This is a genomic window from Streptomyces sp. V2I9, from assembly GCF_030817475.1.
Classification (GTDB): domain Bacteria; phylum Actinomycetota; class Actinomycetes; order Streptomycetales; family Streptomycetaceae; genus Streptomyces.
In genome coordinates this window covers 4,377,749-4,401,485 of the sequence record NZ_JAUSZJ010000002.1, presented here as the reverse complement: position 1 = coordinate 4,401,485, position 23,737 = coordinate 4,377,749, and the positions used below count along the sequence as shown (strand labels likewise).

The window sequence follows — 23,737 nt, the reverse complement described above, 5'->3', positions numbered from 1 at the left end:
CCGAGGGTAGTTCGTCGGGAGGGGGTGTCCGGCGCTTCCGGGTGGATCGGCGGGTGGCGTACAGGGGGCCGCCCGCCCCCGCGGGATGGCCGGAGCCCTTTGGGGCCCTTACCGGCCACGCGCCGTTCCGGGGACAATGGGTCCATGGAGATTCTGTTGTTCCTGCTCGCGATGTGCCTGCTCGCCGCGGTGATCGGCCCCTGGGTGATGCGCCGGCGGGGCGGTATCCGCCAGGTCGACCCCGGTTCGCCGGACGCGGCGGACCCGGACACGTACGGTTTCGCCCGCCAGGAGGAGCTGGACGTCCGGATGCCGGGCCCCGACCAGGACCTCCTCGACGTGCTCGACGTGGTCCAGGGCACCCGGGACTGGCGGGCGGCCTCCCAGCTGCTGGCCGGTACACCGAAGGAGGGCGAGGTGCGCTGGCAGCGGGTGCAGGCGTTCGCGGGCGCGGCCTCGCTGGAGCTGGCGCAGCGGCCCGGAGCCGGGGGATCGTGGCTGCGCGCGTGGCGGGCGGAGTCCCCGAAGGACGCGGGCGGCGCGGCGGTGCACGCGGAGTTCCTGGTGCAGCAGGCGTGGCGCTCCTCGGCGGCGGGCAGCGACGACTTCCGGATCATCCTGGAGGAGGCCCGTACGGTCTGCGGCGAGGCGGCCCTGCTGGCGCCGGGCGACCCCGTCCCGTACATCGTGGAGCTGGCGGTGGCCCGAGGCCTCGGGTACACCCCGGAGCAGTTCGACCAGCTCTGGGCGAAGATCATCGACCGGGCTCCGGCCCACATGGGCGCGCACATCGCGGCGCTGCACTTCCACTGCGAGAAGTGGCACGGCTCGCGCAAGGACGCCGACGCGTTCGCGACGGCCGCCGCCGCCCGCGCCCCGCAGGGGTCGCTGCTCGCCGCGCTGCCGCTGTTCGCGGTGTACGAGCACCTGCCGGAGGTCAATCTGGTGCAGGGCTTCTACCGCGGCCAGGTGGTGACGAAGGCGGTCGAGGGCGCGATGTTCGCGGTGCACTCCGCCCGCCCGGACGACCCGATGCTGGCGCACGTGCGCCATCTGCTGGTGCTGTTCCTGGTGCACATGGAGCGCTGGTCGGAGGCGATGCACCAGCTGGTGCGCATCGACGGTCATGTGGGCGCGCTGCCGTGGACGGCGGAGCCGGACCCGGCGGCGCAGTACGCGGTCTACCGGGCGCTCGCGGTCGCGGGGTACGAGGCGAACGGCGGCAGCCCGGCGACGCTGCCGCACTGAGGCGGGGGGGGCGCGTCCCCCGCGTCCACGCCCCGGAATCCCGGCGCCCGCTCCCGTGTTGTACGTACCGAACCCCGACCCCGGAGGAGCCCCCCGCATGTTCCTGAACCGTCGTACCCCCGAGCTCCCCACCCCGGAGCAGGCCCTGCGCGGCCGCCCCGTTCCGGAGTTCACCGTCCCCTCCCGCCACACCGTCCTCGGCAACCCCCTGGTGGGCCCGTATCCGGAGGGCCTGGAGGTGGCGGACTTCGCCCTGGGCTGCTTCTGGGGCGCGGAGCGGAAGTTCTGGCAGACCGAGGGCGTCTGGACGACGCTCGTCGGTTACCAGGGCGGCTACACCGAGAACCCCACGTACGAGGAGGCGTGCTCGGGGATGACCGGGCACACGGAGGCGGTCCGCGTGGTCTTCGACCCCGCGGTCGTCACCTACGAGGAGTTGCTCAAGCTGTTCTGGGAGTCGCACGACCCGACCCAGGGCTTCCGCCAGGGCAACGACGTGGGCACCCAGTACCGCTCCGCGATCCACACCCACTCCCCCGCCCAGGCGGCAGCGGCGGAGGCGTCCCGTGAGGCGTACCAGAAGGTCCTGACGGCCTCGGGCCACCGGGAGATCACCACGGAGATCCTGCCCGCCGAGGGCCGTCCGTTCTGGCCGGCGGAGGCGTACCACCAGCAGTACCTGGACAAGAACCCGGGCGGTTACTGCGGGATCGGCGGCACGGGCGTCTCCTGCCCGATCGGCGTGGCCCCGGCCGGGGGCTGATCCGCCGGACTGCCCTGCACCGCCTCTTCCGACCGCTGGGCCGTGCCGGGCCGTGTCCGGCCGTGTCGTGCCAGGCCGCGTCCATGGCATCGCGGACCCGGACGCCCGGCCGGACGGGCCCGCGTGACGTCCTCCCCCGGTCAGGCCGCCAGCAGCACGCCGCCCATCGGACCGGCCGGACCCGTGGCCCCACGACCGCCCGCCGGGCCCACGGCCCGGCGACCGCCCGTCACCCGCAGCGTCCGGGACCGGGCCGCGGCGAGGCTGACCAGCCGCTCCCCGGCCAGCGCCAGGACGTCCGCGAGGGTCAGCCCGAGCGCGCGGGCGGCGGCGGCCAGCACCTCGGAGGAGGCTTCCTTCCGACCGCGCTCCACCTCGGAGAGGTACGCCACGGAGATCCGGGACGCGTCGGACACGTCCTTCAACGTCCGCCCCCGCGCCTTGCGTTCGCGCCGCAGCACCTCCCCCACGAGGTCCCGCCACAGCGGCTCCCCGGGCAGGGCGCCGGCCGGACACGGGTCGACCGCCGTCGGGAGCGGGCGCAGGGGGATCACGTCGGCCTGGTTCGTCGCTCGGATGCTCACCGTTCCAGCCTAGGAGTGCGGAGCGCTCCCCGCACCGGCCGGACGTTGCGCTCCGGGCGGATCTGCTGTCGGCGAAGTTCCGTGACAGGAGTCGGCGTTCGGGAACCGGCCCGGATCGGGGCACGGCAACACCAGCTTCACGGACGGACAGTGGTCCGGCGTCCGACAGGACGCTGAGCCAGGGCACGTACGGAATGCTCAGCCCGTAGGCGGGCATGCCGCCCTCCTGCGCCTGCACCCTCTCGACGTGCGGGGCGAAGGGCGGCCGCCAGAGGCCGGACGGCAGCAGAAGCAGCGGGAGCGCGTAGGCCGGGCGCGTCGCCCGGCGGGGAACGGGCCGCTCGGTGTCACCGGCGGTCGGGGGCGGTGCGGGATCTTCGGCGTCGTGTCTCCACCCTCGCGGGGCGGGCACGCGGGGGGCTCTCCCCCCGCACGGGCCCCGTCCGCTCCCCCGCGTGGGTGAGACCGCCGTGCGCGGTCTCACCCACGCGGGGCGGCGGACGCCGGGAGGGCGGCGTCGCCTCCCCGGCGTACCGTCAGATCAGCCCCTGCGCCAGCATCGCGTCCGCGACCAGCTCGAAGCCCGCGATGTTCGCGCCGACCACGTAGTTGCCGGGGCTGCCGTAGCGCTCGGCGGTCGTGTGGCAGGAGTCGTGGATGTGCCGCATGATCTCGGCGAGCCGCTCCTCGGTGTGGGCGAAGGTCCACGAGTCGCGGGAAGCGTTCTGCTGCATCTCCAGGGCGCTCGTCGCCACCCCGCCCGCGTTGGCCGCCTTGCCGGGCGCGAAGGCGACGCCCGCCTCCTGGAGGACGCGGACCGCCTCCGGGGTGGTGGGCATGTTGGCGCCCTCCGCGACCGCCTTGACCCCGTTGCGTACGAGGTCCAGCGCGTCGGCCTCGTGGAGTTCGTTCTGGGTGGCGCAGGGCAGGGCGACGTCCACGGGGACCGACCACACCCCCGTACCGGGGACGAACCGGGCGTGGGCGCCGCGGCGTTCGGCGTATTCCGAGACGCGGCCCCGGCCGGTCTCCTTGATCTCCTTGAGGAGGGCGAGGTCGATGCCCTTCTCGTCGACGACGTAGCCGCCGGAGTCGGAGCAGGTCACCACGGTCGCGCCGAGCTGCTGGGCCTTCTCGACGGCGTAGATGGCGACGTTGCCGGAGCCGGAGACCGCGACGGTCTGGCCCTCCAGGGACTCGCCCCGGCTGCGCAGCATCTCCTCGGTGAACAGGACGGTGCCGTAGCCGGTGGCCTCCGTACGGGCCTGGGCGCCGCCCCAGCCGAGGCCCTTGCCGGTGAGGACGCCGGACTCGTAGCGGTTGGTGATCCGCTTGTACTGGCCGAAGAGATAGCCGATCTCGCGGCCGCCCACGCCGATGTCACCGGCCGGAACGTCCGTGTACTCGCCCAGGTGGCGGTGGAGTTCGGTCATGAACGACTGGCAGAACCGCATGATCTCGGCGTCGGACCGGCCCTTGGGGTCGAAGTCCGAGCCGCCCTTGCCGCCGCCGATGGGCATGCCGGTGAGGGCGTTCTTGAAGATCTGCTCGAAGCCGAGGAACTTCACGATGCCGAGGTTGACCGAGGGGTGGAAGCGCAGGCCGCCCTTGTAGGGGCCGAGCAGGCTGGAGAACTCCACCCGGAAGCCGCGGTTGACGTGGATGTCGCCGGAGTCGTCCGACCACGGCACCCGGAAGATCAGCTGGCGCTCGGGTTCGCATATCCGCTCGATGACGCGCGCGTCGACGAACTCCGGGCGGCGGGACAGCACCGGCCCGAGCGTCTCCAGGACCTCGCGGACCGCCTGGTGGAACTCCCGCTCGCCCTGGTTGCGGCGCAGGATCTCGGCGTAGAGCGGCTCGATGAGGCGGGCGGCGTCGTGCGTGCGGGCGGAGTCGGGGGTGACCGGCATCTGATCAAGACCTTCCGTGGTCGGCTCGTGCGCTTCGGCGCTCCCGTCCCGGAGCGCCGCCGGTCCGCTTCCCCCGCCGAAGCCCCGTGGACTCCCGGCCGGGCGACGCGCTGGACCGTCGTACGGTTCGATTCTCCAGGGATGCCCGATGATCTTCGAGGACCATCCACATAATGGCCATGATCAGCCGTTTTGCTGAGCGCCCGGACCCTCGCCGCAGGCCGCCGACCGGCCTGGACGCGCCGTTCCGGGCGGCTTGCGCGGCACGGCCCGCCCCTCGGCCGCCCGGCCGGCACGTGGCGAAGGTCACCTTGCGGATCGGCCCCGTCGTGGCCGGGAGGGGTTCGGGCGACCGGGCCTGACACCCACCGGACGACCGGGGACGCGCGGCGGGGACGCGACGGTGACGCAGGCGACTCCCCCGACCGCGAGGAGTGGGCAACGGTAAGAGTCTGGTGAAAACCACACCGTGGTACGGGAGTTACCGGTCAGGAACAGGGACACCCCGATCGGCGATCGGTCATGATGCCCCCATGTCGAAGCCACGGGGGCATCGGACGGGGAAGCCTCCTGACCCGGTGCGGGCGCCGCACGGAGCACTCGGGGCCGGGAGCGTCGTCGCCCGGCCCGGCCGGGGTCTGCCGATGACACCGCCCCCGACCCCACCGCCGTGCGGGCACCCGCCCGCGCGGGCGTCCTTTCCGGCGTACGCCCGCACCTCCGCGTATCCCGCTCCGGGCTTCCGGGAGCCGCGCATCCCCAGAGGCACCGGAGACGTGCGTCGCTGTCTGGCGGTCGGTCTCGACTGCTACCTGTGCCTGCTGGCCGTCGGGCTGCTGGTGCGCTCCGGCCCGGACTCGGGTGGGACGGCGCGCGTGGCCGCCCTGCTGGTCGTCCAGCTGATCGCGCTGTCGTTCGCCAACCAGGTGCTGCTGACGATGGCCGTCCGGGCGAGCGCCGGAAAGCTGATCATGGGCGTCCGGGTGATCCGGCTGCCGGACGCGGGCCGGCCGGGGTTCCGCCGACTGGTGCTGCGCTGGCTGTACGGCCTCCTGTGGCTGTACGGCCTCTTCTGGCTGCCGGCGCGGCCGTGGCGGCGTCCCCGGGCCCCGGCGGTGGGCGGCCACCCCCCGGAGAGCCCCCGGACACGCCCCACCGAGCCGCACGGGGACCTGGCGGGGGTGCGCCAGGTCCGCCGGAGCGACCTGCGGTCCTACCGGGCGGCGGTGCGGGGGCGTACGGACCGAGCGTGCCCGGCGCGCCCTGTGTCGTCCCCGTGAGGCGAAAGGGCGGCGCCTCTCCGCGAGGTGACGTGTCCTCAGCGCCAGTCACCGGTCGCCCAGGCCACCAGGCGGGGGCGGGCCGTGTACGGGTCGCAGGCGACGAGCGCCTCGGTGGAGACGAGGTCGTGGGTGACGAACTGCCCGACGTCGCGGGCCGTCCGGGTGAAGTCGTCGGAGACGTCGCCGGGTTCCCCGATCGTGACCGGGACGGAGGACGCGGCGGTGGATTCCTCTTCGCAGCCGACGTGAGGGAGCGGCTGGCCCAGGTACCAGCCGCCGACGAAGACGGCGTACAGGACGGCGGTGGCGCCCAGGCGGCGCGGAGTTATCCAGTGAGGCACGTGCCGGAGTGTTCCACGGCCCGGACCGCGGGGGCACTCCGGTTCCCCCGCAGCGACTCCGTCCGGGCTCGACGTGCCGCCCCCGGCCGGACGACCGCCGGGCCGCTCGCCCGTCGCCTGTCACCCGCAGCCCGTCACCCGTCACCCGTCACCCGCAGCCCACGTACAGCCTGGCCGGACGCCTCCGGCTCACCCGTCGGCGGCCGGGAGCGGGCCCCGGCGTCTACGTCAGGGGGCGGCGCACTCCTCCTGCCCGGCCGCCCGGTCCCGCGCGCTCCGCATCGCCGCCGCCGTGGCCGAGGCGTCGTACTCCGGACCGACCCCCGGCACGATCACCACGTCACCGACGAGGTGCCGGGTGCGCAGCGGCAGGATCTCCTGGTAGGCGGGGGACGCGTACCAGGCGCGGGCCTCCTCGACACCGGGGAACCCGACGACGACCAGCTTGCCCGGCCACGCTCCCTCCACCACCTCCACCTCGGCGCCGTGGACCACGAAGCGGGCTCCGTAGGGCGCCATGGTGGCCTGGATCCGCTCGATGTAGCTCAGCACCTCGTCGTCGACGGGGCCGTCGGTGGGGCGCAGGTGGGCGATGGCGTACGCGGTCATGGTCCGGTCCTCCGTGATGGGGCGGGGCGTTGTTCCTGACGCCTCCGATGCTGCCGGGCGGGGGCGGAGGGCGTCGATTACCCCGGAGGTCATGGCCCCGACCTGTACAGCGAAGCGTCCGGCCGGCTCGGCCGGCCGGACGCTCTTGGGACCGCAGATGGGGCTCGTACTACGACCGCGTGAACTCGCCGCCCGCGACGCCGCTTTCAAAGGCCGCCCACTCGCCGGAGGTAAGGACGAGAGCGGGGCCGTCACCCTTGTCCTTGGAGTCCCGCATGGCCACCCGGCCATCGCCGAGGAAGGCGACCTCAACGCAGTTGGCGTCACCGTTGCTGCGGCTGCTCTTGCGCCAGACCGCACCTGTCAGGTCGGCACTGTTCACTTCAGCTCCCTCACTGCTTTCTTGAGAAGACTCGTGCTGCCCGCTTCGTCAAGCGCCGAGCCCCAGATGGACGTGAACGCACCGTCGTAGCGTTCGACCTCGTTGGCCTTGTCGAGGTAGAGCGCCCCGGTGAAGCCCTCCACGTAAACCGTGGGCGGCTCCGTGTACGGGCTGTCGCCGTGGGCAGGAAAGCGCAGCGTGACGAACGGGCCGGACATGATCCCCTCGTGCAGACCAGCGGCAAACGGCACCACGCGGACGGAGACGTTGCCCAGCTCATTCAAGTGAACCAGGTGCTCAAGCTGGTCGGCCATGACCTTGCTACCGCCGACGGGGCGACGCAGGATCGCCTCGTTGAGCGCCACGTCCACTTGGGGCGGTGCCGTCACCCGAGTGAGCAGCGCCTGACGCGTCACGCGGACATGTACGCGTCGTTCCACCTCCGCGTCATCCCGCTCAGGATCTGACCGTTTGATGAGCGCACGGGCGTAGTCCGGGGTTTGGAACAGACCGGGGACGAGCTCGGATTCGTACCAAGACAGACGGTCGGCCGCTTCTTCGAGCCCGATATAGAGATCGAAGCCCTCGGGGATCACGTCACCATAGGCGTGCCACCAGCCCCGGTTCTTCGTTTCTTTCGCCAACCCCATCAAGCCCTTGGTCAGCTCGGGATCCGCGCCGTAGGTCCGGCACATCGCCTCGACATCAAGGCTGCGAAGCGATACCTGGCCCGTCTCGATGCGCCAGATCTTCGGTTCCGACCACTCCAGTTGCTTGGCCGCAGCGCGCACCGTCAGGCGCGAGGCATTGCGCAAGTCGCGCAAGTGTCGACCGAGTTGGCGCCGAGGCACAGTCGAACCAGTCGTTGTGCCACTCACAGGCGGCCGCCTTCCTTCAATACGGGTGCCTCTTGCACCCGAAATGTAATGGCCGAGGGTTCCGGTTCGCAATGTCGCATGAGAGATCGAGCACTGCGAATCGATTACTAAAAAATGTAGTCTTGCATAACAGAGTCCTTCAGTGCTTCACTCGGTGACCCACAGAACGACCGTGAACACGTTGCGTGATTCCGGCATGGCGAGGGGACCGAAGCGCGATGAACCCGCTGATCTTTGGCTACATGCGTGTGCCCGACGACATGAGCGACGAGGAGGCGAGGCAGAAGCAGGGGGACCTCGCCACGTACGCCGAGGGCAACGGCTTCCACCTGGCGACCGTGTTCCACGAGTACGTACCGGGAGCGCAGTCCGCGTTCACGGAGCTGGTGGAGGCGGTCAAGCGCGCCGAAGCCAAGCATGTGATCGTGCCGTCCTACCGGGAGCTGGCGCTCAACCGGTCGCTCCAGGACGCCATGCTGACGCACCTCGCCTACGCCACCGGCGGCGCGGAAGTCATCAGCCTGGACGACTGCTCATGATGCTCGAAGAGGTGCCGTACCAGACCCAGCAGGTGCGCTTCGTCGATCAACTCGCGCTGACCGCAGTGCAGTCGGCCGTCTCGACCTCACGTCACTTCCTGCGGTTCGCGCTCTCCAAGTGGCATGCGGAAGTCATCGAGGAGGATGCCCTTCTCGTCTCATCGGAGCTGGTCACCAACGCCATCGCCATCACTGGAGTGGTGGCGGAGAAGCCGATGTGGGGGGAGCTGGAGCGGCTCGACCTCGTCCACGTCCGCCTGGTGGGCTTGCGGGACAGCATCGTCATCGAGGTCTGGGACGTATCGAGTGAGCCCCCCGTACTCAAGCGTGCCGACGACGAGGCCGAGGACGGGCGCGGGTTGTTCCTCGTACAGCAGGTTGCGCGGCGCTGGGGTTCCTTCCGTGCTGGGGGCGGAAAGGCGGTGTGGGCCGAGCTGGGCGTACGTCCGCCACTGCCGCGGCGACAGGAGAGCGGGCACCTCCCGGCCCGGCCGGGGACGGCAGGGCCGGACGCCACGTTCCTCCGCCGTGTCCTTGCGCGGCTGGACACGGCGCTATAGAGGCCCGGACACGCCGAAGGCGGCGGCCCCCCGGAGCGTTCCGGGGCGCCGCCGCCTTCGGGCGGGGACGGGGGTGGTGCGGGGAGAAGACCGGGAGGAGCGGGCGGATCAGGCCTGGGAGCCGGCCGTCCACTCGGCCCAGCTCATGTTCCAGCCGTTGAGGCCGTTGTCCGGGGTGATGGTCCTGTCCGGGGAGTTCTTGACGATGACCACGTCGCCGATGAGCGAGTTGTTGTAGAACCAGGCACCGGGGGCGTTGGGGTCGTTCGCGCCCTTCACATCGGCGAGGCCCACGCAGCCGTGGCTGGTGTTGGCGTTGCCGAAGATGCCCTTGCCCCAGTAGTTGCCGTGGATGAAGGTGCCCGAGGTGGACAGGCGCATGGCGTGCGGCACGTCCTTGATGTCGTACTCGCCCTTGCCGTCGTCATCGGTGAAACCGACGGTGGCGCCGTTCATCCGGGTCTCCTTGTGCTTCTCGGAGATCACCATCTGACCGTTGTACGTGGGGTTGTCCGGGGAGCCCGCGGAGATCGGGATCGTCTTGATCGTCTTGCCGTCGCGGGTGACCGTCATCTGCTTGGTCTTCGCGTCCACGGTGGAGACCTGGTTGCGGCCGATCTTGAAGGTCACGGTCTTCTGCTGGACGCCGAAGACGCCGTCCGCGCCCTCGACACCGTCGAGCGCCAGCTTCAGGGTGACGGTGGAGCCGCCCTTCCAGTAGTCCTGCGGGCGGAAGTCCAGGCGCTGGGCGTTGAACCAGTGCCCGACGACCTCCTGGCCGCTGCTGGAGTTCACGGTGATGCCGGCCTGGACGGCCTTCTTGTCCGTGATCTCCTTGTTGAAGTTGATCGAGACGGGCATCCCGACGCCGACCGTGGAGCCGTCCTCGGGGGTGAAGTTCCCGATGAAGCTGTTGTCGGGCGAGACCGTGGTGAAGGAGCTGTTCTCGTGGGCCTTGCGGCCCTTCGCGTCCTCCGCCGTGGCGTCGATCTTGTACGTGGTGGAGCGCTCCAGCTGGCCCGAGGGCTTCCAGCTCGTCCCGTCGGCGGAGACCTTGCCCTCGACCGCGGTGCCGTCCTCCGTGGTCATGACGACCTCGGTCAGCTTGCCCTTGGTGACGGAGACCTGGGCCGCGTTGTTGATGCTGGCGTTGGTCGCGCCGTTCTTCGGCTTGATCGTTATCTGCGCCTCGGAGGCGTCCTCGGCCGCGGCCTTGTCCACATCCTGCTGCGACGACTCCGAGCTGCCGGTGCTGGTCCTGCCGCCCTTGTCGCCGTCGTCGTTACAGGCCGAAAGCACCAGCACGCCGCCGAGCAGTGCGGACACGGCCACCAGGCCCCTGCGCCGCTTGCTGTCCGTCATCACACGCTTCTCCATCGTTGCCGATTTCCCCAGAATCCCCGGACGGGACCGCCAGGCGGGCGTTCCCCGTCAATGTTCCAAGAACACCCGGAACGGGTGCTCCGTTCCATATCCACGACGGATGTGGGGAACACCACTCATCGACGCACCTCCGGAAGCGGCGGTTCCCGTCTCCGGGAACCGGTTTCCGCCACCGCACGGGGCGGCCCCGGTCCGCCGGTGAGCGGGGTCCGGGGCCGGTGTCCTCACACGTCACGCCCGCTGCGCGGGTTCACCGTCCTGGCCGTCGTTCCTCCCATTGTGCGCGACCGTGTCGCCGTCCCCCTCCTCGTCTTCCCCGTCCCGCGGCAGGAAGAGGCCCTCCTCGCCGTCGTCCGCGTCGTCCCAGTCCTCCGCGTCGGGGTCGTACTCGATGCTCTCGCTGCTCCAGGACGCCTGGGCCAGTTCGACCCCGGGCACCTCGCTGACCAGGTCGAAGGGGTCGACCAGCGAGGCGAGCGCCTCTGCTCCGTCTGCCCGGACCGTGGCCTCGGCATGCATCCGCTCCTCGGCGGTGTCGCTCCCGGCGACCCCCGCGACGGGCTCCCCGTACTCGGCGGCGATGGATTCGAGCGCGGTGCCGGTCAGGGCGTCGAGGTCGGTGACCTCCAGCACCATCTCCACGCGAAGGCGAACAAACCTGGATGTCTCATCAGTGCTCATGGCCGGAGCGTACGGCCCGGCGGGGCCGCGACTTTCCACCGACCCGCTGCTTTGCTTAGCATCGGCCCACGGGGCTAACTCATGGTTGTCGCAAGGGGATCGAATCTGTGTCCGTCGCTCGTCGCACACTGCTGACCGCCACCGCCTCCGGCACGCTGCTGGCCGCACTCTGGTTCGTCCCGTCGGCCAACGCGACCGGTGAGCACGCCGGCCGGGACGTCCCGGCCGCCGCGCCCGCACACGGTGCCGGGGAGGCCGGCCCCACCTCCGGCCTGCGTCTCGCCGACACCGGTCCGGGCCTGGACACCACCCCGTATCTCATCGGCGGTACGGCCCTGTTGGGCATCGGCGCGGGCTTCGTCACGTACTCGGTACGCCGCTCGGGACCGCGTTCGGCCCACTGACCCGGCACGACCGCACCGGCACACGGAAGGGTCCCCGCACCAACCGGCGCGGGGACCCTTCTCCGTACCCCTGAGGAACCCGTTCAGGCGATTCGTACGCGCACGGGACCCGCGCCGGGTGAATCCGTACCCGTACGGGACCGGATCAGGCCAGCGGGCCGGTGACCGGCTCGACGGCCGCGACCAGGCCGCCCGCGCGGACGAACGCGTCGGCGGCGGCCAGGTCCGGCGCGAGGAAGCGGTCCGGCCCCGGACCCTCCGCCCCGGCCGCCCGCAGCGCGGCGACGGCGGCCTGCGAGGCGGGGGCGGGGACGAGCCCTTCGGCGGCGCGCAGTTCGATCGCGCGGGTCGCCGCGTACAGCTCGACGGCGACGATCCGGGCCAGATTGTCCACGGCGGTACGGAGCTTGCGCGCGGCGGACCAGCCCATGGAGACGTGGTCCTCCTGCATCGCGGAGGACGGGATGGAGTCGGCGGAGGCGGGGACCGCGAGCCGCTTCATCTCGCTGACCAGGGCGGCCTGGGTGTACTGGGCGATCATCAGCCCGGAGTCGACCCCGGCGTCGTCCGCGAGGAACGGCGGCAGCCCGTGCGAGCGGTTCTTGTCGAGCAGCCGGTCGGTGCGGCGTTCGCAGATCGAGCCGAGGTCGGCCGCGACGATCGCCAGGAAGTCCAGGACATACGCGACGGGCGCGCCGTGGAAGTTGCCGTTGGACTCCACCCGGCCATCGGGCAGCACCACCGGATTGTCGACGGAGGAGGCCAGTTCGCGCCCGGCGACGACGGCCGCGTGGGCGAGGGTGTCCCGGCCCGCGCCGTTGACCTGGGGGGCGCAGCGCACCGAGTAGGCGTCCTGGACCCGCGGGGCGTCGTCCTGGTGATGGCCCGTCAGCCCCGAACCGGCCAGTACCCGCAGCATGTTGGCGGCACTGTCGCCCTGGCCGGGGTGCGGGCGGATGGCGTGCAGCTCGGGGGCGAGGACCTTGTCCGTGCCGAGCAGCGCCTCCAGGGAGAGGGCGGCGGTGATGTCGGCGGAGGTGTAGAGGTTCTTCAGGTCGGCGAGGGCCATGACCAGCATGCCGAGCATGCCGTCCGTGCCGTTGAGGAGGGCCAGGCCCTCCTTCTCCCGCAGTTCGACCGGGGTGATGCCGTGGGCGGCGAGGAGTTCGCCGGCGGGCCGGACCGTGCCGTCGGGGCCTTCCGCCTCGCCCTCGCCCATCAGGGTGAGCGCGCAGTGCGAGAGCGGCGCGAGGTCGCCGGAGCAGCCGAGGGAGCCGTACTCGTGGACGACGGGCGTGATGCCCGCGTTCAGCACGTCGGCCATGGTCTGCGCGACCTCGGGGCGTACGCCGGTGTGCCCGGAGGCGACCGTCTTCAGCCGGAGGAACATCAGCGCGCGCACGACCTCGCGCTCGACGCGGGGGCCCATGCCCGCCGCGTGCGAGCGGACGATGTTGCGCTGGAGCTGGGCGCGCAGCTCGGTGCTGATGTGGCGGCTGGCGAGGGCGCCGAAGCCGGTGGAGACGCCGTAGACCGGCTCGGGCTTGGCGGCGAGCGCGTCCACGATGAGGCGGGCGGCGGCGAGGGCGTCCACGGCGGCGGTGGAGAGCTCGACCCGTGCGCCGTGGCGGGCCACGGCGACGACGTCCTCGGCGGTGGTTCCGGACGTCCCCACCACGACAGTGTGCATATCCATATTCAGCAGCGTACGGATTGAAACCCGCCATGTCACTAGTGGTGCGGCGCAGGGCCCCTTACGGCAGGGGCCGGTCCTCCGGGGTGCGGCGCCCGCACCCTCCGGGGTGCGGGGCCCGCCCGCCTCACGGCCGGTTGCCGCGGAGCCTGCGGCGGTCGTGGGCGGGCTTCGGCGGGGAGTCCGCGAGCCGGACGACCTCGCCGTCCCGGCCGGCCACCACCGGCCCCGGCGCACGGGCCGCCTTGGCCCGGTACTGCGCCGCGTCCGCGAGCCGGAACAGCCGGCGGGCCGAGCGGACCGGACCGATCGGGTCGCCGGTGGACGCGACCCCGCAGGCCACCCCGTCGCCCAGCTCGATCACCGCGGCCCGGTCGCAGAGCTCGGTGGCCACGCCCACCACGGCGTCCGCCGGGGGCCCGGCCGCCAGCAGGCAGAACTCGTCGCCGCCCAGCCGGGCCGCCAGCGCCTCCGGGAGCATCGCGCCGCACAGGGACAACACGGAGGCGAAACGTTCCAGCAGACGGTCGCCGACGGCGTGGCCGAGGGTGTCGTTCACCGCCTTCAGGCCGTTCAGGTCACAGACGACGAGGCTGACGACCACGCCGTCCACGCGGTGCCGTTCGACGGCCTCGTCGAGCCGGATGTCGACAGCGCGCCGGTTGGCCAGACCGGTCAGCGGGTCGGTGAAGGCCAGCTTGCGGACCTCTTCGAGCCGTTCGGTCTGGGCGATCCCGGACGCCACGACGGCCGCGAGCACGGTCGCGAAGTCCGCGTCGGCCCGGTCGAAGACGGGCTGTCCGGCCGGCCGCGCCACATACAGCTCGCCCCACGCCCGGCCGTGCAGCACGATCGGCGCGACCACGCAGCAGCCCCGGCCGCGTCGCCGCAGCGCGGCGACCCGCTGGTGGCAGTAGGGGCGGGTGCCGCGCGCGGGGCCGCCCGCACCGGGCCGCCCGTCCGCGGTCTCCACCCAGGCGTCCGGCTCACCGCCGCCCGCCCAGCGCTCGTGCAGGAATTCGGTGATCTCCGGGAACTGGTGGACCGGGTACGCCTCCTCCTCGGGGAACTCCTCCTCCCCCTCGGCCCGTTGCCCCGCGTTCACCAGCACCCGCAACCGGCCGCGCTCCCGCTCCCACACCGAGAGCGCGGCGAAACTGCCGTGCAGCGCCTCGCAGGCGCCCAGCGCCGCCGCCCGCCACGATTCCCGCGGCGTGTAGGCCGCGGCCATGGTCTGCGCCAGCGAAACCACGGCCCGCAACCGCTCGTCGTCACCACCCATTTATCCAGCTTATGTAGTTTTGTTCCTTTTTGATCAGTTTGATGCGTAACTAATGTCAACCTTTTTCAGGGAATGTTCACTCTGCGTCACGGACGAACGTCGTCACTCACCGGGCCACTGCGGGCGGCGCTTCTCGTTGAACGCGGCCACCCCCTCCGCCCGGTCGCCGGAGAAGGCGACGGACCGCCAGGCCGCGTCCTCCACCTCCAGGCCCGCCCGCAGGTCGAGCCCGTGCCCCAGCCGGAGCGCCTTCTTGGCCGCGCGCAGCCCGACCGGCGAGTTGGCGGCGATCCGGCTGCCCAGCGCGAGGGCCTCCTCCCGGTCCCGGCCGGCCTCGACCAGCTCGTCGACCAGGCCCAGTTCGCGCGCCTCCGCCGCCTCCAGCCGCCGCGCGGTGAAGATCAGCTCGGCGGCGCGCGCCGCACCCACCCGGCGCGGCAGCAACTGCGTCCCTCCGCCGCCCGGAATGACGCCCACGGACACCTCGGGCAGCCCCACCACGGCGGTGGCGTCGGCGACGATCAGGTCACAGGCGAGGGCGAGTTCGAAGCCGCCGCCGAGGGCGAAGCCGTGCACGGCGGCGATCACCGGCATCGGCAGCTCCAGGACCCCGGTGTAGGCGGCGCGGGCGGTGGGCCGCTGGCGGACGAGGTCCGCGTCGGTGAAGGAGTTGCGCTCCTTGAGGTCCGCGCCCACGCAGAAGGCCCGGTCGTGGCTGGAGGTCAGGACGGTGGCCCGGACGTCCCGGTCGGCGGCCAGGGCGTCGCAGGCGGCGGCGATGGAGCGGGCCATGTCGGTGGAGACGGCGTTCATCGCCTTCGGCCGGTCCAGGACCAGCTCGGCGACATGGCCCTGCCCCTCGTGCCGCCGTACGACGACGAACTCCCCGTACCGCTGCTCGGACGTGACGGTCATGGCTGCACCCCTGTCGGTTGACGACGCTGTCGGTCGACGACACCCGGTCCTGACGGCACCCGGCCGACGCCGGCCGCCGCCCGTTAACGAGCGTTATCCGGCAGGAATCCTAGACAGGTCGGCCCGGTCACCGACAGGGCGGAGCCGTGACGGCGGGCGGGAAGCCGTGAGGACGTCAGGAGCCGATCCGTGCCGGGCCCGGCGGCCAGGGCGGGAGCCGTCACCCCGGAGGGACGGTTCAGGAGCCGGTCCGGCCGCGCCGGGCCAGCAGCCACGGCTCCACCACGCCGAGCCCGCGCACCGGACGCTGCCACATCGGCTGGAGCCCGAAGCGGTACTTCGGCAGCGGCGGCCCGTCCTCGGGCTCCCGGCCCTCCTTCTCGGCGAGCCGGGCCCGTTCGGCGGCGGCCGCGACGGCCTCGGCCGCCTGCGCCTCCGACTCCGGGGCGTCGCCGTGGCGGACCAGCTCGGCGGCGAACGCCCCGTCCACCAGGACGGCGTCCTTCGGAGCTATCGAGGTCAGCCGGCTGGCGAGGTTCACCGTGGTGCCGAAGACATCGCCCATCCGGGTGGTGACCGTGCCGAAGGCGATGCCGACGCGCAGGGCGGGCATCGTCTCGTCCTGGCCCATCGCCTCGATCAGCCGGAGCGCTATCTCGGCGGCCGTGCCCGCGTCGTCGGCGGCGAAGAGGACCTCGTCACCGAGGGTCTTGATGAGCCGTCCGCCGTGCGCGGCGACCAGGTCGGCGGCGGTCGTCTCGAAGGACTCGACGAGCTCGCCCAGCTCCTCCTCCTCCAGCCGCCGGGTCAGCCGGGTGAAGCCCACCAGGTCCGCGAAGCCCACCGCGAGCCGCCGGTCCACCATCTCCTCGTCGTCCGCCGCCTGCACGACCCGGCCGGTGGCGGCGGCGAGCTGGCGCCGCCACACGTAGACGAGGAACTCCTGGAGCTCCGGAAGCAACAGCTCGACCAGCGGATACGTGACCTCGGTGCGGGTCATGCCCGGCTCGGGCGGCTCCGTCAGCCCCTCCAGGAACGAGTCGATCTGCCACTCGGCCAGCCGGGCGGTGGTCTGCCCGGTGGAGCGGGCGACCTGGATCGCCATCGGTTCGCTGAGCAGCCCCGCCTCGACGAGACCGGCGAGCCGCCGCAGGGCGAGCACGTCGGCCTCGGTGAGCGCCTTGGCCTGGCCGATGTCCGCGAAGCCCATGGCCCGCCAGAACCGGGAGGCCAGATCCATGGAGACTCCGGCGGTGCGGGCCGCCTGGAAGGGCGTGTACCGGCGGTCGGCCCCCAGGATCAGCGCTTCGAGGCGGATGGCGAGGGGGTCGTCGGTCGGCTCCACCGTGTGGTCGACCTCGTGGTGGGGCGTGGCGTGGACCGAGGAGTCCGTGCCGGGCTCCTCGCCCGCGCCGGACGTCGTGTCGCCGACGGTCACCAGCCGCCTCCTGCCCGTTCCCTGCGCACTTCCCTGCCGATCTCTCTTCGGATCGCCTCAACGATACGGCAGGTGTGCCCTGGCTCACGTCGTCGGCCGTCCGTCCCCGGTGCGTCGCGCGTGACGTCCGCGGCGTACGAGGTACGGCTCCCCCGCCGCCCCGGCCGGGAGCCCCCGCACCGCTCCCGCCTCAGGTCAGGCCGCCCGCCGCGCCCCGCAGGTGGACGATGTCGCCGGCCGACACCGGCTGCTGGAGCCCGTTCTCGGCGGAGAGGACGAGCCGGCCGTCCCCGTCGATCGCGACCGCTTCGCCGACCAGCGCGTTCCCGCCCGGCAGCTCCGCCCGTACGGTCCGGTCCAGCGTCGCGCAGCCCGCCGCGTACGCGGCCTGGAGCCCGCTCGCCGCCGCGTCGCCGTCCGCCGCTTTCCACGCCCCGTACCAGTGCTCCAGCGAGCGCAGGACGGCGCGCAGCAGGGTCTCGCGGTCGGTGGAGACCGCTCCGGCGAGCGCCAGGGACCCGGCGGTGGGGGCGGGCAGCTCGTCGGCGCGCAGCGAGACGTTGACCCCCAGGCCGACGACGATGCCGTCCCCGGCGAACTCCCCGAGGATGCCGCCCGTCTTGCGCTCCCCGCCGTCCACGGAGACCAGCAGGTCGTTGGGCCACTTCAGCGACATGTCGACACCGGCCGACTTGGCGAGCCCGGTCGCGGCGGCCACCCCGGCCAGCAGCGGCACCCACCCCCAGCGCTCCACGGGGATGTCACCGGGCTCCAGGTACACGGAGAGGAACAGCCCGGAGCGGGGCGGGGCGGTCCAGGTCCGCTCCAGCCGCCCGCGGCCGGCGGTCTGCTCCTCGGCGATCAGCACCGCGCCCTCGGCGGCCGCCCCGCCACGGGCCCGTTCCGCGAGGTCGGTGTTGGTGGAGCCGGTGGACTCCACGACCTCCAGCGACGTCCACAACGCGTCGGGCCGCAGCAGCCCGCGGCGCAGCGCGGTCACGTTCAGAGGCGGCCGGTCGAGGTCCGACCAGCGGTTGTGTGGCGCATCCGGTGGTGTCATGCAACCCAGCCTAGGTGTGGCAAAGGACGCACTGCCTTTCCGGAGGCGCGCCGATACCCTACGAATCAGTAGCCGATCGCGGCGCCGTTGCGAAGGCAGCAGCGTCACCGCGTCACGCAGCACCACCGAGCCAGCAGTGCCGTACCACCGCGTTACGAGTCAGTAGCCGCAGAGCCGGACAGACGACCGCCCGTCCCCCGTGACCGCGTACCGGTCGTCGTCCCCGTGACCAGGCAGGGAGCCGCCCCCCGATGTCCGAGCCGCAGATCGACACCCACACCACCGCGGGCAAGCTCGCGGACCTGACGCGCCGCATCGACGAGGCGACGCACGCGGGGTCGACCCGCGCGGTCGAGAAGCAGCACGCCAAGGGCAAGCTGACGGCCCGTGAGCGGGTCGAGCTGCTGCTGGACGAGGGTTCCTTCGTCGAGCTCGACGAATTCGCCCGGCACCGTTCGACCAACTTCGGCATCGAGAAGAACCGCCCGTACGGGGACGGTGTCGTCACCGGTTACGGCACGGTCGACGGCCGCCCGGTCTGCGTCTACTCGCAGGACTTCACCATCTTCGGCGGGTCGCTCGGCGAGGTCTACGGCGAGAAGATCGTCAAGGTCATGGACTTCGCGCTGAAGACCGGCTGCCCCGTCATCGGCATCAACGACGGCGGCGGCGCGCGCATCCAGGAAGGCGTGGTGGCGCTCGGCCTGTTCGCCGAGATCTTCCGGCGCAACGTGCACGCCTCCGGGGTCATCCCGCAGATCTCGCTGATCGTCGGCCCGTGCGCGGGCGGTGCCGTCTACTCCCCCGCGATCACCGACTTCACGGTGATGGTCGACCAGACCTCACACATGTTCATCACCGGCCCCGACGTCATCAAGACGGTGACCGGCGAGGACGTCGGCTTCGAGGAGCTGGGCGGAGCCCGTACGCACAACACCACCTCCGGGGTGGCGCACCACATGGCGGGCGACGAGAAGGACGCCATCGAGTACGTCAAGTCCCTGCTGTCGTACCTGCCGTCGAACAACCTCTCCGAGGCCCCGGCCTTCCCCGAGGAGGCGGACCTCGCCACCACCGACGAGGACCGCGAGCTGGACACGCTCATCCCGGACTCGGCGAACCAGCCGTACGACATGCACACCGCGATCGAACACGTGCTGGACGACGGCGAGTTCCTGGAGACCCAGGCGCTGTTCGCGCCGAACATCATCACCGGCTTCGGCCGGGTCGAGGGGCACCCGGTCGGCATCGTCGCCAACCAGCCGATGCAGTTCGCCGGCTGCCTCGACATCGACGCCAGCGAGAAGGCGGCGCGCTTCGTCCGCACCTGCGACGCGTTCAACGTCCCCGTCCTCACCTTCGTGGACGTGCCGGGCTTCCTGCCGGGCGTGGACCAGGAGTACGGCGGCATCATCCGGCGCGGCGCGAAGCTGATCTACGCCTACGCGGAGGCGACGGTCCCGCTGATCACGGTCATCACCCGCAAGGCGTTCGGCGGCGCGTACGACGTGATGGGCTCCAAGCACCTGGGCGCCGACCTGAACCTCGCCTGGCCGACCGCGCAGATCGCCGTCATGGGGGCGCAGGGCGCGGTGAACATCCTGCACCGGCGCACCATCGCCGCCGCCGAGGACCCGGACGCGACCCGCGCCGAGCTGATGGCGGATTACGAGGACGCGCTGCTCAACCCGTACGTGGCGGCCGAGCGCGGTTACGTCGACGCGGTGATCATGCCGTCCGACACCCGCGCCCACATCGTCAAGGGCCTGCGTCAGCTCCGCACGAAGCGGGAATCCCTGCCCCCGAAGAAGCACGGCAACATCCCGCTGTAGCGCGTCCGTTCCAGCCGCCCCTTTCCCAGAGAGGTCTGCCCATGATCAAGGTCGTACGGGGCAACCCCACCCCGGAGGAGCTGGCCGCCGCCCTGGCGGTGGTCCGGGCGCGTGCCGCGGCGGTGGCCGCCGAGCCGTCCGGGGCGCCGCTGCCGCCCGAGCAGTGGTCCGATCCGGGCCGCGTCGCCCGCTCCGGAAGCCCGCGTCCGGGCCCCCGCGCATGGGCGCGGACGTACTGGCCGTCCTAGAAGGTTTCCGAAAGCCTCCCCCGGTCCGCCGGGGGCGGCTTTGAGTACCCGTACTCAGGCGGAGGGACGGGGCGGGGCCGCAGGATCGGAAGCATGCTGTGGTCCGACCCCGAGAACAAGCCGCCGAAGGAACTGCGCGACGCCCAGGCCATGATGCGCAGAGCCGGCGTCCTGCTGGCGCTGGCGATGCTGGTGGCGATGTTCGTGCTCGGCATCCACTGACCCGTCGGGCCCGTGGCCTTCCACTCCCGTGGCCCTTCTACGATGGCGCGTATGACTGATCAGCGCCGTCTCGTGCTCGCCTCCGCCTCCCCCGCCCGCCTCGGTCTGCTGCGCCAGGCCGGTTTCGCGCCCGAGGTGATCGTCAGCGGGGTGGACGAGGACGCCCTCAGCGCGCCGACCCCCGCCGAGCTGGCCCTCGTCCTGGCGCGGGCCAAGGCGGCGGCGGTCGCGGAGCGCCCCGAGGCGGCGGGCGCCCTGGTGATCGGCTGCGACTCGGTGCTGGAACTGGACGGCGAGGCGCTGGGCAAGCCGGCCGACGCCGAGGAGGCCACCGCCCGCTGGAAGTCGATGCGCGGCCGGTCGGGCGTCCTTCAGACCGGGCACAGCGTGATCGACACCGCCTCGGGCCGTACGGCGTCGGCGACGGCGTCCACGGTCGTACGCTTCGGGGAGCCGACCGACGCGGAGGTCGCCGCCTATGTGGCCTCGGGCGAACCGCTCCATGTGGCAGGGGCGTTCACCCTGGACGGCCGTTCGGCGCCGTTCGTCGACGCCATCGAGGGCGACCACGGCAACGTCATCGGGCTCTCCCTGCCGCTGCTGCGCCGCCTGCTGGGCGAACTGGACGTCTCCGTCACCGAGTTGTGGGTCTGAGAGCCGCCTTGCGGCACGGGTCCGCGAGCCCGCGGGTCTGCCGGGCCGCGAGCCCACGGGCCTGCGGGTCCGTGAGCCCGCAGGTGCCCGGGCCGCCTCCGGAGCCGAACGGGTCCTGCGCCTTCCGCGGGGCCCGCGGCACCGGGCGGCCCGGCCCCCGTCCCGGCAGGGGCTCAGGCCGCGGCCAGGACCGGCTCCTCGCTCGGGCCGTCGCCGGCCGGGGTCTCGGGCCCGTACGCCAGCAGGGTGAAGACCAGCAGGGCCAGCACCAGCATCATGAACGCGAAGGCGCCCCAGCCGACCAGGCCGACGGTGACCGCGCCGAGGACGCCGTGCGCGACCGCGCAGCCGATCAGGACGATCCGCCGGAAGCGTCCGGGCGAGCGGTCGCGGACCCCCGCCAGCAGGGCGATCAGTCCGCACAGGACCAGCAGCAGCCCGAAGACGCCGCCCATCACCCGGGTGCCGGTGGACATGGCGGCCGGGTCCATGCCCGCGAGCGACATGTTCTGGTTCTCCACGACCGTGGCCAGGACGGCGTTGATGAGCACGACGCCCACCGCCTCCCCGAACAGCACGAGCGCGGTCACGATCGCCACCGCTCTGCGCATCGGCGTCCCACCCCCTGTTACCTCTGGTACGTGCGTAGCGCGGACCCTACTCACGGGTATTCCTTCGGACAAGGGTCGGGCCCGCCCGCACGCCGGGCAAAGAATCCATCGGCCGTTCGTAGGATGTCCACAAAGAATCGCCGTGCCGCGTTGACCTTCAGGACAGAGACCTGGACCACACCGGGTGGTTACTGTGCGGTTGAGGATCCCGGCGTACCGTGGTGCCACAAGGGATTTCACTACTGGGGCAAGCCTCGGATCACACTCCGTGTGAGCAAGCTCACTCTTGGGGACAGGTCGTACGGCCGTGTCGGTAGTCCCTAAACTCAGCTTGTTTCGAGGAGGGAGTCATCGTGCGCAAGGTGCTCATCGCCAACCGTGGCGAAATCGCTGTCCGCGTTGCTCGGGCGTGCCGGGACGCGGGGATCGCGAGTGTCGCGGTCTACGCCGAGCCGGACCGGGACGCGCTGCATGTCCGGGCCGCTGACGAGGCGTTCGCGCTGGGCGGTGACACCCCGGCCGCCAGCTACCTGGACATGGCCAAGGTGCTGCGGGCCGCCGCGGACTCGGGGGCGGACGCGATCCACCCCGGTTACGGGTTCCTGTCGGAGAACGCGGAGTTCGCCCAGGCCGTCCTGGACGCCGGGCTGACCTGGATCGGCCCTCCGCCGCAGGCGATCCGCGACCTCGGCGACAAGGTCGCCGCCCGGCACATCGCCCAGCGCGCGGGCGCGCCGCTGGTGGCGGGCACCCCGGACCCGGTCTCCGGCTCCGACGAGGTCGTCGCCTTCGCCGAGCAGCACGGCCTGCCGATCGCGATCAAGGCCGCCTTCGGCGGTGGCGGGCGCGGCCTGAAGGTGGCCCGCACCCTGGAGGAGATCCCCGAGCTGTACGACTCCGCGGTCCGCGAGGCGGTCGCCGCGTTCGGCCGGGGCGAGTGCTTCGTCGAGCGCTACCTCGACAAGCCCCGCCACGTGGAGACCCAGTGCCTGGCCGACTCCCACGGCAACGTGGTCGTCGTCTCCACCCGTGACTGTTCGCTCCAGCGCCGCCACCAGAAGCTGGTGGAGGAGGCTCCGGCCCCCTTCCTGAGCCAGGCGCAGAACGACGAGCTGTACGCCGCCTCGAAGGCGATCCTCAAGGAGGCCGGCTACGTCGGCGCCGGGACGGTCGAGTTCCTGGTCGGCCTCGACGGCACGATCTCCTTCCTGGAGGTCAACACCCGCCTCCAGGTCGAGCACCCCGTCACCGAAGAGGTCACGGGCATCGACCTCGTACGCGAGATGTTCCGCATCGCGGACGGCGAGGAGCTGGGATACGGCGACCCGGCGGTGCGCGGACACTCGTTCGAGTTCCGGATCAACGGCGAGGACCCGGGCCGCGGCTTCCTGCCCGCGCCCGGCACGGTCACCCTCTTCGCCCCGCCGTCCGGCCCCGGCGTCCGGCTGGACGCGGGCGTCGAGTCGGGTTCGGTCATCGGCCCGGCGTGGGACTCGCTGCTCGCCAAGCTGATCATCACCGGGGCCACCCGCGAGCAGGCGCTCCAGCGCGCCGCCCGCGCGCTGGAGGAGTTCCAGGTCGAGGGCATGGCCACCGCCATCCCGTTCCACCGCGCGGTCGTCACCGACCCCGCCTTCACCGCGGACCCCTTCACCGTGCACACCCGGTGGATCGAGACCGAGTTCGTCAACGACATCAAGCCCTTCGCCGCACCCGCCGACGCGGACGCGGAGGACGAGGCCGGGCGCGAGACCGTGGTCGTCGAGGTCGGCGGCAAGCGCCTGGAGGTCTCGCTGCCGTCCTCGCTCGGCATGAGCCTGGCCCGTACCGGCCTCGCCGCCGGTGCCAAGCCGAAGCGCCGCGCCGCGAAGAAGGCCGGCTCGGCCGCCTCGGGCGACTCCCTCGCCTCGCCCATGCAGGGCACCATCGTCAAGATCGCGGTGGAGGAGGGCCAGGAGGTCAAGGAGGGCGACCTCGTCGTCGTCCTGGAGGCCATGAAGATGGAGCAGCCGCTCAACGCTCACCGTTCCGGCACCATCAAGGGCCTCTCCGCCGAGGTCGGCGCCTCCGTCTCCTCCGGCGCCCTGATCTGCGAGATCAAGGACTGACCTCCCGCACGCCCCGGCAGGGCCCGGTCCACGTCCTCACGACGCGGGCCGGGCCCTGTCGCCATCGTGACCCCGGACCTCACGCCGCCGGGGCCTCGGCCCTCGC

At 72.1% G+C, this 23,737-nt stretch carries 25 protein-coding genes; 11 read left to right on the top strand and 14 right to left on the bottom strand.

Translation table 11 applies throughout. The features are described from left to right. Positions 1 to 144: 144 nt before the first annotated feature. Together QFZ71_RS19585 and msrA are read left to right on the top strand one after the other, a co-directional pair. Positions 145 to 1,248 (top strand): hypothetical protein, encoded by a 1,104-nt coding sequence (locus tag QFZ71_RS19585; RefSeq protein ID WP_307669478.1) that lies wholly within the window; start codon positions 145 to 147, stop codon positions 1,246 to 1,248. Between the two features lie 97 nt (positions 1,249 to 1,345). Continuing rightward, on the top strand, positions 1,346 to 2,011 hold the full coding sequence (gene msrA, locus QFZ71_RS19580) for a peptide-methionine (S)-S-oxide reductase MsrA (protein ID WP_307669477.1): 666 nt from the start codon (positions 1,346 to 1,348) through the stop codon (positions 2,009 to 2,011). 140 nt (positions 2,012 to 2,151) lie between these two features. On the opposite strand, the gene QFZ71_RS19575 is transcribed toward msrA, so the two are convergent. Beyond that, positions 2,152 to 2,595 (bottom strand): helix-turn-helix domain-containing protein, encoded by a 444-nt coding sequence (locus tag QFZ71_RS19575; RefSeq protein WP_307669476.1) that lies wholly within the window; start codon positions 2,593 to 2,595, stop codon positions 2,152 to 2,154. Between the two features lie 536 nt (positions 2,596 to 3,131). Further along, a complete protein-coding gene (gene gdhA / locus QFZ71_RS19570; RefSeq protein WP_307669475.1) occupies positions 3,132 to 4,508 on the bottom strand; it encodes an NADP-specific glutamate dehydrogenase in 1,377 nt (458 codons plus the stop codon). Positions 4,509 to 5,284: 776 nt separating this feature from the next. Here gdhA and QFZ71_RS19565 point away from each other — a divergent pair. Continuing rightward, the gene (locus QFZ71_RS19565; protein ID WP_307669474.1) at positions 5,285 to 5,788 is read left to right on the top strand and encodes an RDD family protein; all 504 of its coding nucleotides are present in this window, start codon (positions 5,285 to 5,287) and stop codon (positions 5,786 to 5,788) included. A 38-nt stretch (positions 5,789 to 5,826) separates the two neighbouring features. On the opposite strand, the gene QFZ71_RS19560 is transcribed toward QFZ71_RS19565, so the two are convergent. The 4 genes from QFZ71_RS19560 to QFZ71_RS19545 form a co-directional block, all read right to left on the bottom strand. Next, positions 5,827 to 6,132: a hypothetical protein gene (locus QFZ71_RS19560; protein ID WP_307669473.1), complete on the bottom strand. Its 306-nt coding sequence runs from the start codon at positions 6,130 to 6,132 to the stop codon at positions 5,827 to 5,829. Between the two features lie 228 nt (positions 6,133 to 6,360). Continuing rightward, positions 6,361 to 6,741: a DUF1330 domain-containing protein gene (locus QFZ71_RS19555; RefSeq protein ID WP_307669472.1), complete on the bottom strand. Its 381-nt coding sequence runs from the start codon at positions 6,739 to 6,741 to the stop codon at positions 6,361 to 6,363. 169 nt (positions 6,742 to 6,910) lie between these two features. Beyond that, positions 6,911 to 7,123, bottom strand: coding sequence for a DUF397 domain-containing protein (locus tag QFZ71_RS19550; RefSeq protein ID WP_307669471.1), 213 nt, complete (start codon positions 7,121 to 7,123; stop codon positions 6,911 to 6,913). After that, entirely contained in the window at positions 7,120 to 8,001 is an 882-nt protein-coding gene (locus tag QFZ71_RS19545) for a helix-turn-helix transcriptional regulator (RefSeq protein ID WP_307669470.1), read from the bottom strand. Before QFZ71_RS19545 ends, QFZ71_RS19550 begins: the two co-directional genes overlap by 4 nt. 242 nt (positions 8,002 to 8,243) lie before the next feature. Between QFZ71_RS19545 and QFZ71_RS19540 the strand changes: the two genes are divergently transcribed. Further along, entirely contained in the window at positions 8,244 to 8,540 is a 297-nt protein-coding gene (locus QFZ71_RS19540) for a recombinase family protein (RefSeq protein ID WP_307669469.1), read from the top strand. Continuing rightward, the gene (locus tag QFZ71_RS19535) at positions 8,537 to 9,100 is read left to right on the top strand and encodes an ATP-binding protein (protein WP_307669468.1); all 564 of its coding nucleotides are present in this window, start codon (positions 8,537 to 8,539) and stop codon (positions 9,098 to 9,100) included. Before QFZ71_RS19540 ends, QFZ71_RS19535 begins: the two co-directional genes overlap by 4 nt. Positions 9,101 to 9,208: 108 nt before the next feature. On the opposite strand, the gene QFZ71_RS19530 is transcribed toward QFZ71_RS19535, so the two are convergent. Together QFZ71_RS19530 and QFZ71_RS19525 are read right to left on the bottom strand one after the other, a co-directional pair. Beyond that, positions 9,209 to 10,477 carry an Ig-like domain-containing protein gene (locus tag QFZ71_RS19530; RefSeq protein ID WP_307669467.1) on the bottom strand — a complete coding sequence of 423 codons (1,269 nt, stop codon included), beginning with the start codon at positions 10,475 to 10,477 and terminating at the stop codon, positions 9,209 to 9,211. 237 nt (positions 10,478 to 10,714) lie between these two features. After that, positions 10,715 to 11,119 (bottom strand): hypothetical protein, encoded by a 405-nt coding sequence (locus tag QFZ71_RS19525; protein WP_307671518.1) that lies wholly within the window; start codon positions 11,117 to 11,119, stop codon positions 10,715 to 10,717. Positions 11,120 to 11,271: 152 nt separating this feature from the next. Between QFZ71_RS19525 and QFZ71_RS19520 the strand changes: the two genes are divergently transcribed. Further along, on the top strand, positions 11,272 to 11,568 hold the full coding sequence (locus QFZ71_RS19520; RefSeq protein WP_307669466.1) for a hypothetical protein: 297 nt from the start codon (positions 11,272 to 11,274) through the stop codon (positions 11,566 to 11,568). A gap of 145 nt (positions 11,569 to 11,713) precedes the next feature. Here QFZ71_RS19520 and hutH read toward each other — a convergent pair whose 3' ends face one another. The 5 genes from hutH to QFZ71_RS19495 form a co-directional block, all read right to left on the bottom strand. Beyond that, positions 11,714 to 13,264, bottom strand: coding sequence for a histidine ammonia-lyase (gene hutH / locus QFZ71_RS19515; RefSeq protein ID WP_307669465.1), 1,551 nt, complete (start codon positions 13,262 to 13,264; stop codon positions 11,714 to 11,716). 124 nt (positions 13,265 to 13,388) lie between these two features. Beyond that, a complete protein-coding gene (locus QFZ71_RS19510; protein ID WP_307669464.1) occupies positions 13,389 to 14,543 on the bottom strand; it encodes a diguanylate cyclase domain-containing protein in 1,155 nt (384 codons plus the stop codon). 102 nt (positions 14,544 to 14,645) lie between these two features. Further along, positions 14,646 to 15,458: an enoyl-CoA hydratase/isomerase family protein gene (locus QFZ71_RS19505; protein WP_307669463.1), complete on the bottom strand. Its 813-nt coding sequence runs from the start codon at positions 15,456 to 15,458 to the stop codon at positions 14,646 to 14,648. A gap of 238 nt (positions 15,459 to 15,696) precedes the next feature. Continuing rightward, positions 15,697 to 16,896, bottom strand: a complete 1,200-nt coding sequence (locus tag QFZ71_RS19500) for an adenylate/guanylate cyclase domain-containing protein (RefSeq protein WP_307669462.1) — start codon at positions 16,894 to 16,896, stop codon at positions 15,697 to 15,699. 190 nt (positions 16,897 to 17,086) lie between these two features. After that, a complete protein-coding gene (locus tag QFZ71_RS19495) occupies positions 17,087 to 17,956 on the bottom strand; it encodes a biotin--[acetyl-CoA-carboxylase] ligase (RefSeq protein WP_307669461.1) in 870 nt (289 codons plus the stop codon). Positions 17,957 to 18,207: 251 nt separating this feature from the next. On the opposite strand from QFZ71_RS19495, the gene QFZ71_RS19490 reads away from it, so the two are divergent. The 4 genes from QFZ71_RS19490 (at position 18,208) to QFZ71_RS19475 (ending at position 20,912) form a co-directional block, all read left to right on the top strand. Continuing rightward, a complete protein-coding gene (locus tag QFZ71_RS19490) occupies positions 18,208 to 19,788 on the top strand; it encodes an acyl-CoA carboxylase subunit beta (protein ID WP_307669460.1) in 1,581 nt (526 codons plus the stop codon). A 41-nt stretch (positions 19,789 to 19,829) separates the two neighbouring features. Next, on the top strand, positions 19,830 to 20,036 hold the full coding sequence (locus QFZ71_RS19485) for an acyl-CoA carboxylase epsilon subunit (RefSeq protein ID WP_307669459.1): 207 nt from the start codon (positions 19,830 to 19,832) through the stop codon (positions 20,034 to 20,036). 93 nt (positions 20,037 to 20,129) lie between these two features. Next, positions 20,130 to 20,258 carry a morphogenic membrane protein MmpB gene (mmpB, locus tag QFZ71_RS19480; protein WP_010058523.1) on the top strand — a complete coding sequence of 43 codons (129 nt, stop codon included), beginning with the start codon at positions 20,130 to 20,132 and terminating at the stop codon, positions 20,256 to 20,258. Positions 20,259 to 20,300: 42 nt separating this feature from the next. Continuing rightward, positions 20,301 to 20,912: a nucleoside triphosphate pyrophosphatase gene (locus tag QFZ71_RS19475; RefSeq protein ID WP_307669458.1), complete on the top strand. Its 612-nt coding sequence runs from the start codon at positions 20,301 to 20,303 to the stop codon at positions 20,910 to 20,912. Between the two features lie 173 nt (positions 20,913 to 21,085). On the opposite strand, the gene QFZ71_RS19470 is transcribed toward QFZ71_RS19475, so the two are convergent. Next, the gene (locus QFZ71_RS19470; protein WP_307669457.1) at positions 21,086 to 21,523 is read right to left on the bottom strand and encodes a hypothetical protein; all 438 of its coding nucleotides are present in this window, start codon (positions 21,521 to 21,523) and stop codon (positions 21,086 to 21,088) included. Positions 21,524 to 21,876: 353 nt separating this feature from the next. Here QFZ71_RS19470 and QFZ71_RS19465 point away from each other — a divergent pair, with 353 nt between their 5' ends. Continuing rightward, on the top strand, positions 21,877 to 23,631 hold the full coding sequence (locus tag QFZ71_RS19465; RefSeq protein WP_307669456.1) for a biotin carboxylase N-terminal domain-containing protein: 1,755 nt from the start codon (positions 21,877 to 21,879) through the stop codon (positions 23,629 to 23,631). The last annotated feature ends 106 nt before the right edge of the window (positions 23,632 to 23,737 follow it).